This window comes from Bradyrhizobium sp. Rc2d (assembly GCF_900099855.1).
GTDB lineage: Bacteria > Pseudomonadota > Alphaproteobacteria > Rhizobiales > Xanthobacteraceae > Bradyrhizobium.
Window position 1 is genome coordinate 104158 of sequence record NZ_FNCU01000021.1, and the last position, 12344, is coordinate 116501.

A 12344-nucleotide genomic window follows, 5' to 3' on the forward strand; every position below is an offset into this window, starting at 1 on the left:
CTGCGCGCCAAAAGAATTAAATCCAGGCGAACGCGCCTCTGTTTCATACGGTGACATTCATTAAATTAAGGTTCCCTCATCCCATCCAAATGGATGCAAATCGGCGCGCTCTCTGCGACAGCCGCAGGGTCCGCTAGGATGTGATCGCGGCGCCGGGGAGGCGGCGTTTCAATATGGCCGTGAGGCGGCCAACGAAGTCCTTTACCGCGCCCCGCTGCGAGCGCGCCCCAGTGCCCGCGGTCCGCTCGCTCTCGCGTGCGTCGTTCACGATGCTGATGTAGCTCTTTCTGACGTCTTGCTGCTGCACGGCACGCGTACTCTTGGCTCGATCGGGGCTGGCACCATGCTGTGCGCAAGGACAACCAGTGCTTAATTTTGTCTCCCGTAGGAATACCCTGGTTCATGCGCAGAGCTCTGCCGTATCGGCAAACGACGGTCGCGCTTAACGGATTATTGAGCCTGTTCGTCAACGGCTCGGCAAGCATGCTGCTCGAAGGGGCCGACTATCGCCCTCATTCGCGCCGTCCGTCCGCATTGAGCGCTCGCAACATGGCGATGCGGGCGAACATCATCCAGCCCCCGCCGGTCTCGGCCGCATTGATCAAGGTCTCGATCGCGGTCTGCCAGTGCGCCTCGTGCTGGGCGTCCTCAGGCAGCTGCATGACGTAGTCCGCCGCCTCTTGAAGCGTGAGCAGCTTGCGTTTGTTGCTCACGCGAACCGGATCGTCGAACTCCGCCGACCAGGGCATGTCAGTCCGGCCGACCGGCGAGGGGGGACATCACGGTGCGATTGTTAGGTGCGATGCGTCTAGCTGGCCTTCTTCGCCCGCGCCGGCGCGCGCACCGGCTTGTCGGCCTTCTTCGAAGCCTCCTTGGGCGCAGACTTCGCCGCGGTGTCCTTGCCGCCCTTGCCGGCGATCGGCAGCAGCATTTCGCGTTGGCCCTCGACGCGCTTCTTCGGCTTCTTGCCCTTGACGGGCTCCTTGACGACCTTTGCCGCGGGCACCGCCTCCTTCTCGCTCGCGAGACTCTTCTTCAGCGCGTCCATCAGGTTGATGACATTGCCGCCGGTCTTCGGCGCCGCCTTGGCGGTGATCGGCATGCCGCTGCGCTTCTTGTTGATGAGATCGATCAGCGCGGTCTCGTAATGGTCCTCGAACAGCCCGGGCTCGAACGCGCCGGACTTCTTCTCGACGATGTGTTTTGCGAGGTCGAGCATGTCCTTGGTCAGCTTCACGTCCTGGATGTCGTCGAAATACTCGGTTTCGCTCCGCACTTCGTAGGGATAGCGCAGCAGCGTGCCCATCAACCCGCTCTCGAGCGGCTCCAGCGCGATGATGTGCTCGCGGTTGGTCAGCACCACGCGGCCGATCGCGACCTTGTCCATGCTGCGGATGGTCTCGCGGATCACCGCATAGGCGTCGTGGCCGACCTTGCCATCGGGCACGAGGTAATAGGGACGGATCAGATAGCGGTTGTCGATGTCGACCTTCGGCACGAACTCGTCGATCTCGATCGTGTGCGTGGAGTCCAGCGCGATGTCGTCGAGCTCGTCCTTGGTGACCTCGATATAGGTGTCGGTGTCGACCTTGTAGCCCTTCACGATGTCCTCGGACGTGACCTCGTCACCGGTCTCGGCGTCGACCTTGAGGTACTTGATCCTGTGGCCGGTCTTGCGGTTGATCTGGTTGAAGGAGACCTTCTCGGTATCCGAAGTGGCCGGATAGAGCGCGACCGGACAGGTCACGAGCGACAGACGCAGAAAACCCTTCCAATTGGCGCGGGGGGCCATGGGCTACTCCAAACGCAACGGGGACAGATAACAAGGATACCATCGGGGAACAACGAATCATAGCAAGACGGGTTGCTCAATCTTGCAACTGCGTTAACCGGCCGCTGGGCCTGAGGTTGCTGCCCATCCGCGGGCAAAGGCCGGAACATCATATCCAATCACGCGTTGGCTCCGGATATCGGCTGCGAGGAGGTCGTGGCTATCTGAAGCGACATCCAAAGATTGAGGGCATCATGGCAACCACGCGAGAGCGGCATCAGATCGTGGAAACTCCGACCGAGGCCCGTCAGGGCGAGCCCGGGCCGTCGGTGGCGGCGCTGCTTGCCATCTCGACCGGCCTTGCGATCCTGATCCTCGCCGTCATCTGGTTCGTGTTCTTCCGGACCTGATCGGCCGGGTCCGAACGCCTCGGACCTTCCTATTCGCCGCGTGACGCGGCACATTGCGCCCGCCATGCCGTCGGCTCGTCCGGTTGCCTGGCGGGCGCAGTCGCGTCGGCGCGTGGGAGGTCGTATATGACCAAAAAGTAACGTGCCGGTTCCCCGCGTTCATATTCAGTTCACGCCGGAATTGCTCATCTCTGGCCGTGATCATGCAGCCTGTTCTTGCAGCCAATCTTTGGAGAGAAGCGTGCGCCTGCTCGTTGTTGAGGACGACCCCGATCTCAATCGCCAGCTCACCAAGGCGCTGACCGACGCTGGCTACGTCGTCGACCGCGCTTTCGACGGGGAGGAAGGGCACTATCTCGGCGACAACGAGCCCTATGACGCCGTGGTGCTCGACATCGGCCTGCCGAAGAAGGACGGCATCTCGGTGCTGGAGGCCTGGCGCCGCAACGGCCGCACCATGCCGGTCCTGATCCTTACCGCGCGCGACCGCTGGAGCGACAAGGTGCAGGGGTTCGACGCCGGTGCCGACGACTATGTCGCAAAGCCGTTCCACCTGGAGGAGGTGCTGGCGCGCATCCGCGCGCTGCTGCGCCGCTCGACCGGCCATGCACAGAGCGAACTCAGCTGCGGCCCGGTCACGCTCGATACCAGGACCGGCCGGGTCAGCGTGTCAGGCAATCCCGTGAAGATGACCTCGCACGAATATCGGCTTCTGGCCTATCTGATGCACCATTCCGGGCGCGTGGTCTCCCGCACCGAGCTGGTCGAGCATCTCTACGACCAGGATTTTGACCGCGACTCCAACACCATCGAGGTCTTCGTCGGCCGCATCCGCAAGAAGCTCGACGTCGACATCATCCAGACCGTCCGTGGCCTCGGCTATCTCCTGACCCCGCCGGCTCCCGGCGCTTGAAGCGTCTTGACGGGCGGCTCGACAGGGGCCTTGGTCCGGTCATGACCGACGCCCTGCCATCCTGCGCCTCCCGGGTTCATTCCGATGCCCGCTAGCTCGCTTGCGAACCGCCTGTTCCTGTCGGCGACCGCCTGGCTCGTGGTGATCCTGGCCATCACCGGCGTGGTGCTGTCGTCGGTCTACAAGAACGCCACCGAACGCGCCTTCGACCGTCGTCTCAATCTCTATCTCCGCACGCTGATCGCCGAGGTCGCGACCCCCGACGAGCCGCCCGACCGCCAGTTCCAGTCGCTCGGCGAGCCCTTGTTCGAGCTGCCGCTGTCGGGCTGGTACTGGCAGATCACGCGGACCGACACCGAGAAGCCGGAGGTGCGCTCCTCGCGCTCGCTTTGGGACAAGAAACTGCCGAAGCTGGAAGAGCAGGGTGCCGAGCTCACCGCCGCCGGCATCCGGCTCGCTTATGTCGACGGTCCCGAAGGGCAGAACCTGCGCATGGTGGAGCGGCCGGTCGATCTCGGCGCCGACGGCAAATTTCTCGTCAGCGTCGCCGGCGACGACACCGAGATTTTCGACGAGACGCGAAGCTTCGACTATTATCTCGGCGGCACGTTTACGGCGCTCGGCATCGTGCTGCTGCTGACCACCGTGTTCCAGGTCCGTTTTGGCCTGGCGCCGCTCAAGCGCATTTCGGAATCCATCGCCGACATCCGCTCCGGGCGGGCAGAGCGGCTGGAGGGCGAATTCCCGGTCGAGATCGCGCCTTTGGCGCGTGAGACCAATGCGCTGATCGACGCCAATCGCGAGATCGTCGAACGGGCGCGCACCCATGTCGGCAATCTCGCCCATGCGATCAAGACGCCGCTCTCGGTCATCGTCAACGAGGCCGGCGCCCACGCGGCCGATCCGTTCGCGTCCAAGGTGATGGAGCAGGCGGACGTGATGCGCGACCAAGTCGCCCATCATCTGGAGCGCGCACGCATTGCGGCGCGGGTCTCGGTGGTCGCGACCGTGACGGAGGTGGCGCCCGCCATCGAGGCGCTGCGGCGGACCATGGAGAAGATCCATCGCGACCGCGGCATCGTGGTCGAGGCCAAGGCCGATCCGTCTGTGAAGTTCCGGGGCGAGCGGCAGGATCTGGAGGAGATGGTCGGCAATCTCGTCGACAATGCCTGCAAATGGGCGGCCTCGCGCGTCTTCATCGAGGTTCTGGTCGAGACGCCGCACCAGACCGGCGCCGGCCCGCGTCTACGGATCATCGTCGATGACGACGGCCGCGGCCTGTCGGAGACCGAGCGCGCCAAAGTCTCCCGGCGCGGCCAGCGGCTCGACGAATCCAAGCCCGGCTCGGGTCTGGGGCTGTCGATCGTGACCGACCTTGCCGCGCTTTATGGCGGCAGTCTCTCGCTCGGCGGCGCGCCGATCGGGGGGCTGCGAGCCGAACTGGTCCTTCCCGGGCTATAATCCCTTGTTCTCACTGGATTTTTCGTTGCGGCCGATGCCCCTCCAGGGAAAAACCGGGGGCATTCGAGGCGACTTCCTAAACGGCTTCTTAAGTGGGGACCTCTTAAGATCGCGCCCGGACGCATCCCATGTCCGCCATTTTACCGTGCATGACCCGGGCGCATGAGCCAGACATCGATCGAGCGGCTGAGGGAATATCTCGCGCAGCTCCCGCCGCAGTCGCAGGCGCTGCTGATGCGGGAGTTCGAGCGCGCGCTGGAGCGTGGCCAGGACACGGCTGTCGCGACCCTCGTGCTCGAGCAATTGCGCAAGATCGTCCGCAAGAGCGAAGCCGACGAGGCCCCGCCGCCGCGTACGGACGATCTGTCGCGCCTTCTGTTCCAAGTGTTGGAACCGTTCCTGGTCGAGGTGGGCGCCCCGATCCGGGTCGGACAAATCCGCCGCTCCTCGCTGCATCCGATTTGGCAATGGCTCGGCCGTGACGGCGCCCCGGACAAGGTGAATGAATTCGAGGCGGCGCTGGCCCGCATGCCGGCAGACAGTGCCGGACAGGTCGAGGCGCTGGCCTCAAAGCTCCAGGCGGTGGCTGCGGACGCGATCTTCGCGCTGACGGGGCCCGGCGGCGGCGACAAGTCGCGCGCGCTGGCCCGTGTCGGCCCGCCCAACGTGATCGATGATCTCTATTCGATCGGTGCGGTGCTCCAGGTCCGGGAAGCCATCGCCGCCCTGAACGAGAAGTTGCCGCGCTTCCTGCGCGCCTTCGGCGATTCCCAGATCGCCTCGGTGACGTCAGCGCTCAACATTCCCGTGCTCCAGACCCCGCAGATGCTGCCCTTCGCGCTGTCGATGGTGGTGCAGCGCATGACCGCGCCGTGGCAGATCATCCGCCTCGCCATCAAGATTGCCGCGTCGGACGACGAGATCCGCGTCGCGGCAACGCCCTACGGTGTGGCCGTCACGATCGCCCTGCATGATTTGTCCTGTGTTGCCGCGATCCTGCGCATGGACATCAAGCGCGGCCATTTCGACAATGTCGCCGGCAACCTCAAGGCGCTGCATGACGGCGTGCGCGGCCTGCGCACCGAGCTCGACCTGCGCAACGATTCCGCCTGGGGCAAGCAGTTGGTCTCGATCCGGGCCGACATCTCCAATGCGCTGCAATCCGAGATCGACAGCGTTCCCGGCCGCGTTCGCCGCATCCTGCGCCAGCGCGCCGAGAAGGACATTCCGCCGGGGGCGCGAATCGACAGCACCGAGGTCGAGGAAACCGTGGCGCTGATCGATTTCGTCGCGACCTGCCGCAACTATGCGAGCGAGCTTGCGATCAACGAGGTGACGCTGCGCACCTATTCCGACCTCCAGCAATATGTCGAACGCTCGACCGAACAGCTGGTGCAGTCGCTGCGCGCCGCCGATCACAAGGTCCGCACCTATCGGCAGCAGCAAGTACAGGCCGCGATCCGCTTCTGCCAGGTGCTGTTCGGCGACGATTATGCCTCGCTGATGAGTCGTGCGGCAGAAAACGCGCTCACGGGCGAGCGCAAATCGTCGCGCGCAAGCTGATATAAGCGCATATTTTCGTGATCACAATTTGAGGTTGACGCTACCGGTGGCGAGCCCTACGGTCCCGTGCAAGTCCGGGGAATTTCTATTTGTGGGCGCATGAAACCCATTATCAGCTCCATCGAAATCGAGAACCGCGTCATCACTGCCAAATATCAACGACTGATGGTCGGCGCGAAGGTGGTGCTGGTCGAGAAGGCAAGCGGTCGGCAACTGCCGGAGACAGTCACCAGGGTCGCCTCGCCGGTTCCGGTGGGGGCGTTGCGCATTAGAATGCCCGCTGCAATCCGGCCCGGAACATACTTCCTGAAGGCCTTCAACGGGCATGGCGAGGATGCCGCGCAAAGTGCGGACTTCGAGATCGGCTAAGCCGTTGGAGTTTCATCGTTTCGGGACCCCGCGCGGTCGCGCCGAATTGACAATTGTCAATTGCCGCCTCGTCCGGCCGTGGTGTAAAGCCACCTGTGGGCGCGGATCGTGCGCCGCCGGAAGCTTGCCAGATGACGCTATGGTTCGTGTTCGCGCTGATGACGGTCGCGGCGATTTTCGCCGTGCTTCTGCCGCTCGGCCGCAGCGGACGCGCGCAAAATCAAGGCAGCGAGGTCGCGGTCTACAAGGACCAGCTGGCCGAGATAGAGCGTGATCTCGGCACGGGACTGATCGCCGCTCCTGAAGCCGAGGCTGCGCGCGTCGAGATCAGCCGCCGGCTGCTCGCCGCGGCCGCCAGCGAACCCGCAACGGCGCCGAAATCGAGCCTGAAATGGCGCCGCGCCGCGGCCGTGCTGGCGCTTGCCGGTCTGCCGCTGGTTGCGATCGGCGTCTACATGCCGCTCGGCTCGCCCCGGCTTCAGGACTTTCCCTTGGCGCAGCGCGAGCGCGGATCCGGGTCCGGCATGGCGCAATCGCTCGAGAACCTCGTCGTGCAGGTCGAGCAACATCTGGAAAAGAATCCGACCGACGGTCGCGGTTGGAACGTGCTCGCGCCGGTGCTGGAGCGGCTCGGCCGCTTCGACGATGCGGTGCGCGCCTATCGCAACTCGCTCACCTACAATGGCGAGAGCCCCGAGCGCCGGTCCGATCTCGGCGAGGCGCTTTCGGCCGCTGCCGGCGGCGTCGTGACCGCCGAGGCCAAGGCGGAATTCGAGCGTGCGCGCGCACTCAATGCCGACGATCCCAAGGCGAATTACTTCCTGGGGCTCGCCGCCGAGCAGGACGGCCGCAAGGACGATGCCGCCAATATCTGGCGCACGCTGCTGGCGAAGGCGCCGGCGGATGCGCCGTGGCGTCCGCTGGTGCAGTCTTCACTGGCGCGGGTCGGCGGCGGCACGATGCCGGCGCTGTCGGATGAGACGATCGCAGCGTCCAAGGACATGGCCGAGGGCGATCGCAATGCGATGGTGCGCGGCATGGTCGAACGCCTCGCCACGCGCCTCAAGCAGAACGGCGATGACGTCGAGGGGTGGCTGCGTCTGGTGCGCGCCTATCTCGTGATGGGCGACCGTGGCAAGGCGGTGGGGGCATCGGCCGATGCCCGGCAGGCGGTCGCGAGCGATGCCGAGCGACTGCGCCAGCTCAATGAAGGCCTGAAGACACTCGGGCTCGGCGGATGACGATTCTAGGACGAGACGAGCGGAGAACGGATACGCCATGACGCGCAAGCAGCGACGTATGACCATCATCGGCGGCTCGCTCGCCGTGCTCGCGCTCGCGGCCGCGCTGGTGCTCAACGCGTTGCGCGACTCCATCGTGTTCTTCTCGACCCCGACCATGGTCGCCGAGAAGCACGTCGGGCCCGGCAAGCGGTTTCGCCTCGGCGGGCTGGTGCAGCCCGGCTCGCTCCAGCGCGGCGACAATCTCGCGGTGACCTTCGAGGTCGCCGACGGCAACGCCAAGCTGCCGGTCGCCTACAAGGGCATCCTGCCCGACCTGTTCCGTGAAGGGCAGGGCGTCGTCGCCGAAGGTGCGCTCGACGCCAACGGCGTATTCAAGGCCGACACCGTGCTTGCCAAGCACGACGAAACCTACATGCCCAAGGACGTCGCCGATGCCCTGAAGAAGCAGGGGCACTGGAAGGACGATTACGGCGGCAAGGCTTCGGGCGGCAGCAAACCTGCGGCCACGACCGCGCAGGGTAATCCGCAGGGAGCGGTGCGGTGATCGCAGAATCCGGACATTACGCGCTGGTGCTGGCGCTCGGGCTCGCATTGATCCAGTCCGTCGTGCCCTTGATCGGCGCGCGCCTGTGCGACGTTGCATTGATGAACGTAGCGCGTTCCACCGCGCTAGCGCAGCTGCTGTTCGTCGGCGCCTCGTTCACGGCGCTGGTGATGCTGCACGTGAACTCGGATTTCTCCGTCGCCAACGTCTACGAGAATTCCCACTCGATGAAGCCGCTGCTCTACAAGATCACCGGCGTGTGGGGAAACCATGAAGGCTCGATGCTGCTGTGGGTGTCGATCCTCGCCCTGTTCGGCGGGCTGGTCGCGGCTTTCGGCAACAATCTGCCGCTGTCGCTGCGTGCGCATGTGCTGGCCGTGCAGGCCTGGATCGCCAGCGCCTTCTATCTCTTCATCCTGGTGACATCGAACCCGTTTTTGCGCATCGCCAATCCGCCGATCGAGGGGCGCGATCTCAATCCGGTGCTCCAGGACATCGGTCTCGCCGTGCATCCGCCGATGCTCTATCTCGGCTATGTCGGCTTCTCGATCTCGTTCTCCTTCGCCATCGCGGCGCTGATGGAGGGGCGGATCGACGCGGCCTGGGCGCGTTGGGTGCGGCCGTGGACGTTGGTCGCCTGGATCTTCCTGACCCTCGGCATCGCCATGGGCTCGTACTGGGCCTATTACGAGCTCGGCTGGGGCGGCTGGTGGTTCTGGGATCCGGTCGAGAACGCCTCGCTGATGCCGTGGCTTGCCGGCACCGCGCTGCTGCATTCGGCGTTGGTGATGGAGAAGCGCAACGCGCTGAAGGTCTGGACCATCCTGCTGTCGATCCTGACCTTCTCGCTATCGCTGCTCGGCACCTTCCTGGTGCGCTCGGGCGTCATCACCTCGGTGCACGCCTTCGCGACCGATCCGACCCGCGGCGTATTCATCCTGCTGATCCTCTGCCTGTTCATCGGCGGCAGCCTGTCGCTGTTCGCAGGCCGCGCCACCTCGTTGAAGCAGGGCGGCCTGTTCGCGCCGATCTCGCGCGAGGGCGCCTTGGTGCTGAACAATCTGCTGCTCACGGTCGCCTGCGCAGTCGTGCTGTTCGGCACGCTCTATCCGTTGGCGATGGAGATGCTGGCCGACTTCAAGATGTCGGTCGGCGCGCCCTTCTACAATCTCACCTTCGCTCCGCTGTTTGCCCTGTTGCTGCTCGCCGTTCCGTTCGGGCCGATGCTGGCGTGGAAGCGCGGCGATCTGCTCGGCGTCACACAGCGCCTGCTCGCGGCAGGCGTTGCCAGCCTCATCGTCGTCGCCATCACCTGGGCCTGGGCGCGGGGCGGCAGCGCGCTGGCGCCGCTCGCGATCGGGCTTGGTGTCTTCGTCGTCGCCGGCGCCGTCACCGACATCGTCGAGCGCACGGGCCTGGTTCGCCTGCCGTTCGCAACGGTGCTGCACCGGGCGCGCGGCCTGCCGCGCTCGGCCTGGGGCACCGCGCTCGCGCATGCCGGCCTCGGTGTCGCGCTGATTGGGATCGTCTGCGAGACCACCTGGAACAGCGAATATATCGCGACGATGAAGCAGAACGACGTCGCTCACGTCGCCGGTTACGACGTGAAGCTCGACGGGCTGTTTCAGCGCCAGGGCCCGAACTACCGCGAGATGATCGCCGAGTTCAACGTCAGCCACGACGGCGAGACGCTCAGCGTCATGACGCCGTCCAAGCGCAGCTTCACCACCCGCGGCTCCTCGACCACCGAGGCGGCGCTGCTGACCCGCGGCGCGAGCCAGCTCTACATCTCGCTCGGTGACGCCACCGCCGAGGGCGCCATTGCCGTGCGCATCTATCACAAGCCGCTGGTGCTGCTGATCTGGTGGGGGCCGGTACTGATGGCATTCGGCGGCGTGCTGTCGCTGTCCGACCGCCGCTTGCGGGTCGGTGCGCCGAAGCCTGCGCGGGCCAAGCAGCGCCTCCAGCCGGCGGAGTGATCCGATGCGCCGGATGTGGTTCGTGATCGTCGCGCTGATGCTGCTGGCTTGGCCGGCGGCGCACGCCGTGCAGCCTGACGAGATCATGTCGGATCCCGCCAAGGAGGCGCGCGCGCGCGACTTGTCGCGCGAGCTGCGCTGCATGGTCTGCCAGAACCAGTCGATCGATGATTCCGACGCGCCGCTCGCGCGCGATTTGCGCCTTCTGGTGCGCGAGCGCATCGCCGCCGGCGACAGCAATTCGCAGGTGCTCGACTTCCTGGTCGCGCGCTATGGCGAGTTCGTGCTGCTGAAGCCGCGCTTCGAGCGCCAAACCATGCTGCTATGGCTGCTCGCGCCGCTTCTGCTCGTTGGCGGCGGCCTGGCGCTATGGCTGCAAATCCGGCGCCGCGCGCGAAGCGGTGCAGATCTACCGGCACCGCCGCTCTCGCCCGACGAGGAGGCGCGGCTCGCCGCGTTGATGTCGGATGATGCCAAATCGTCCTAGCGTCCTGGCTGCCTAGCGTCCTGGCTGCATCATGATGCGCAGGCCGCCGGTCGTCCTTGCGTGTTTCATGCTATGTTGACGTTTGTCTGGAAACTTGTCGCGAGATTCGATTCCAGACTCTGAGTCCCCCAATGTTCGCGAATAGCAATCTGACGATCCGCTTCCTGGTCGGCGCCGTCGTCGCTGCATTATTGTTCTTGCTTGGCATCGGCGGCGGCACCGGATTCGTCGCGGTGCTCTACCTCAACAACGAGATCACTAGCCTATCGTCGGACTTCGCCGCGTTGAGCGGTCCGGCGCGCGACCATGCGATGCAGATCTACCAGCAGGCGCAGACCGCCTTCTCCTATTTCCTGATCGCCTGCGGCGTGATCGCGGACGTCGCCGTCGCGATCTGCCTCACCACCTGGTTTGCCGTGCGCAACGGCATCCTCAATCCCTTGGCCGCGATCGTGCATGCCATGCGCGAGGTCGCCGATCAGAAATTCGAGACGCCGGTTCCGGGGCTCGGCGGCACCAACGAGATCGGCCTGCTCGCCGGTGCGCTCGAGGTCTTCAAGACCAATGGTCTCGAGCGGCGCCGCCTCACCGAGCGGCAGTTGCATGAGGCGCAGCACCAGGCCGAGCGGTCGACATTTTTGGACGCACGGATCAAGCGCTTCAACGATCTCGTCGCCAGCGTCGTCGACAGCGTGGCGTCCTCGGCCGTGCACCTGAAGAGCAACGCCGAGACGCTGTCGCGGACGGCCAACGACACCAGCACCAAGGCCAATGCGGTGGCAAGCGCCGCGAGCCAGGCCAGCGCCAGCGTCCAGACCGTTGCGGGCTCGGCCGAGGAGATGACCAATTCGATCGGCACGATCAGCCGCCGCGTCACCGATGCGACCCAGCGCGCCGAGGGCGCAGCGTCCCAGGCCGAGAAGAGCCGCGACACCATCCACACGCTGTCCGATGCGGCCGACAAGATCGGCGAGGTCGTGCAGCTCGTGCAGGCGATCGCCTCGCAGACCAATCTGCTGGCGCTCAATGCCACAATTGAGGCGGCGCGGGCGGGGGAGGCCGGCAAGGGATTTGCGGTGGTCGCGTCCGAGGTGAAGAGTTTGGCGCACCAGACCAGCAAGGCGACGGAGGAGATCACTTCGCATGTCGCCAGCATCCAGGGCATCACCGCACAGACGCGCGGCGCGATCGACGGCATCTCCAAGACGCTGTCGGAGATCTCGTCGATCATGTCCGGCATCGAGGTCGACACTGCCCAGCAGCGCAATGCCACGCAGGAGATCACGCGCAGCGCCCAGGATGCCGCGCACGGCACGCTCGACGTCTCCAATCACATCGTCCAGATCACCTCGACCTCGGCCGAGACCGGGCGCATGGCCGCCGAGGCGCGTGATTCCGCGGTCGATCTGTCGCGGCAGGCCGAGACCTTGAAACGCGAGGTCGACGAGTTCATCGTCAGCGTCAGGGCAAGCTAAAATCGTCCAAGCAGGGTTCCACGCTCATCGCGGGAACTCGATTAAGTTCCTGTAGAACCACGATTTTCGGGCTGCGCTAAACTGCCGCATCCACGCCGCCGCTTCATTACGAAAGTTTAACCCCGCCG

The 12344-nt window shown here is 65.1% G+C and carries 12 protein-coding genes; 10 read left to right on the forward strand and 2 right to left on the reverse strand.

Translation table 11 applies throughout. The features are described 5' to 3' along the window. Positions 1 to 512: 512 nt before the first annotated feature. Together BLV07_RS25030 and ku are read right to left on the reverse strand one after the other, a co-directional pair. On the reverse strand, positions 513 to 749 hold the full coding sequence (locus BLV07_RS25030) for a hypothetical protein (RefSeq protein WP_091890952.1): 237 nt from the start codon (positions 747 to 749) through the stop codon (positions 513 to 515). Positions 750 to 808: 59 nt separating this feature from the next. Further along, positions 809 to 1792, reverse strand: coding sequence for a non-homologous end joining protein Ku (ku, locus tag BLV07_RS25035; protein WP_091890955.1), 984 nt, complete (start codon positions 1790 to 1792; stop codon positions 809 to 811). A 233-nt stretch (positions 1793 to 2025) separates the two neighbouring features. Between ku and BLV07_RS47725 the strand changes: the two genes are divergently transcribed. The 10 genes from BLV07_RS47725 (at position 2026) to BLV07_RS25080 (ending at position 12216) form a co-directional block, all read left to right on the forward strand. Next, positions 2026 to 2181, forward strand: coding sequence for a hypothetical protein (locus tag BLV07_RS47725; RefSeq protein WP_164934544.1), 156 nt, complete (start codon positions 2026 to 2028; stop codon positions 2179 to 2181). Between the two features lie 241 nt (positions 2182 to 2422). Next, positions 2423 to 3094 (forward strand): response regulator transcription factor, encoded by a 672-nt coding sequence (locus tag BLV07_RS25040; protein ID WP_027531116.1) that lies wholly within the window; start codon positions 2423 to 2425, stop codon positions 3092 to 3094. An 84-nt stretch (positions 3095 to 3178) separates the two neighbouring features. Then, complete coding sequence (locus BLV07_RS25045; protein WP_091890958.1) at positions 3179 to 4555, forward strand: ATP-binding protein; 1377 nt, start codon at positions 3179 to 3181, stop codon at positions 4553 to 4555. A gap of 162 nt (positions 4556 to 4717) precedes the next feature. After that, positions 4718 to 6118, forward strand: a complete 1401-nt coding sequence (locus tag BLV07_RS25050; RefSeq protein WP_091890962.1) for a hypothetical protein — start codon at positions 4718 to 4720, stop codon at positions 6116 to 6118. 99 nt (positions 6119 to 6217) lie between these two features. Next, positions 6218 to 6487 (forward strand): hypothetical protein, encoded by a 270-nt coding sequence (locus BLV07_RS25055; protein ID WP_091890965.1) that lies wholly within the window; start codon positions 6218 to 6220, stop codon positions 6485 to 6487. Between the two features lie 131 nt (positions 6488 to 6618). Then, on the forward strand, positions 6619 to 7728 hold the full coding sequence (gene ccmI / locus BLV07_RS25060) for a c-type cytochrome biogenesis protein CcmI (RefSeq protein ID WP_091890968.1): 1110 nt from the start codon (positions 6619 to 6621) through the stop codon (positions 7726 to 7728). Between the two features lie 37 nt (positions 7729 to 7765). Next, positions 7766 to 8275 carry a cytochrome c maturation protein CcmE gene (gene ccmE, locus BLV07_RS25065; protein WP_091890971.1) on the forward strand — a complete coding sequence of 170 codons (510 nt, stop codon included), beginning with the start codon at positions 7766 to 7768 and terminating at the stop codon, positions 8273 to 8275. Next, positions 8272 to 10254: a heme lyase CcmF/NrfE family subunit gene (locus BLV07_RS25070; RefSeq protein WP_091890973.1), complete on the forward strand. Its 1983-nt coding sequence runs from the start codon at positions 8272 to 8274 to the stop codon at positions 10252 to 10254. Before ccmE ends, BLV07_RS25070 begins: the two co-directional genes overlap by 4 nt. 4 nt (positions 10255 to 10258) lie before the next feature. Further along, a complete protein-coding gene (locus BLV07_RS25075; protein WP_091890976.1) occupies positions 10259 to 10741 on the forward strand; it encodes a cytochrome c-type biogenesis protein in 483 nt (160 codons plus the stop codon). A 131-nt stretch (positions 10742 to 10872) separates the two neighbouring features. Then, a complete protein-coding gene (locus tag BLV07_RS25080; RefSeq protein WP_091890979.1) occupies positions 10873 to 12216 on the forward strand; it encodes a methyl-accepting chemotaxis protein in 1344 nt (447 codons plus the stop codon). The last annotated feature ends 128 nt before the right edge of the window (positions 12217 to 12344 follow it).

Bases quoted from the DNA above. Each gene is read 5' to 3' on its own strand.
- BLV07_RS25030 (WP_091890952.1), bottom strand. From the start codon at position 749: ATGCCCTGGTCGGCGGAGTTCGACGATCCGGTTCGCGTGAGCAACAAA.
- ku (WP_091890955.1), bottom strand. From the start codon at position 1,792: ATGGCCCCCCGCGCCAATTGGAAGGGTTTTCTGCGTCTGTCGCTCGTG.
- BLV07_RS47725 (WP_164934544.1), top strand. From the start codon at position 2,026: ATGGCAACCACGCGAGAGCGGCATCAGATCGTGGAAACTCCGACCGAG.
- BLV07_RS25045 (WP_091890958.1), top strand. From the start codon at position 3,179: ATGCCCGCTAGCTCGCTTGCGAACCGCCTGTTCCTGTCGGCGACCGCC.
- BLV07_RS25050 (WP_091890962.1), top strand. From the start codon at position 4,718: ATGAGCCAGACATCGATCGAGCGGCTGAGGGAATATCTCGCGCAGCTC.
- BLV07_RS25055 (WP_091890965.1), top strand. From the start codon at position 6,218: ATGAAACCCATTATCAGCTCCATCGAAATCGAGAACCGCGTCATCACT.
- ccmI (WP_091890968.1), top strand. From the start codon at position 6,619: ATGACGCTATGGTTCGTGTTCGCGCTGATGACGGTCGCGGCGATTTTC.
- ccmE (WP_091890971.1), top strand. From the start codon at position 7,766: ATGACGCGCAAGCAGCGACGTATGACCATCATCGGCGGCTCGCTCGCC.
- BLV07_RS25075 (WP_091890976.1), top strand. From the start codon at position 10,259: ATGCGCCGGATGTGGTTCGTGATCGTCGCGCTGATGCTGCTGGCTTGG.
- BLV07_RS25080 (WP_091890979.1), top strand. From the start codon at position 10,873: ATGTTCGCGAATAGCAATCTGACGATCCGCTTCCTGGTCGGCGCCGTC.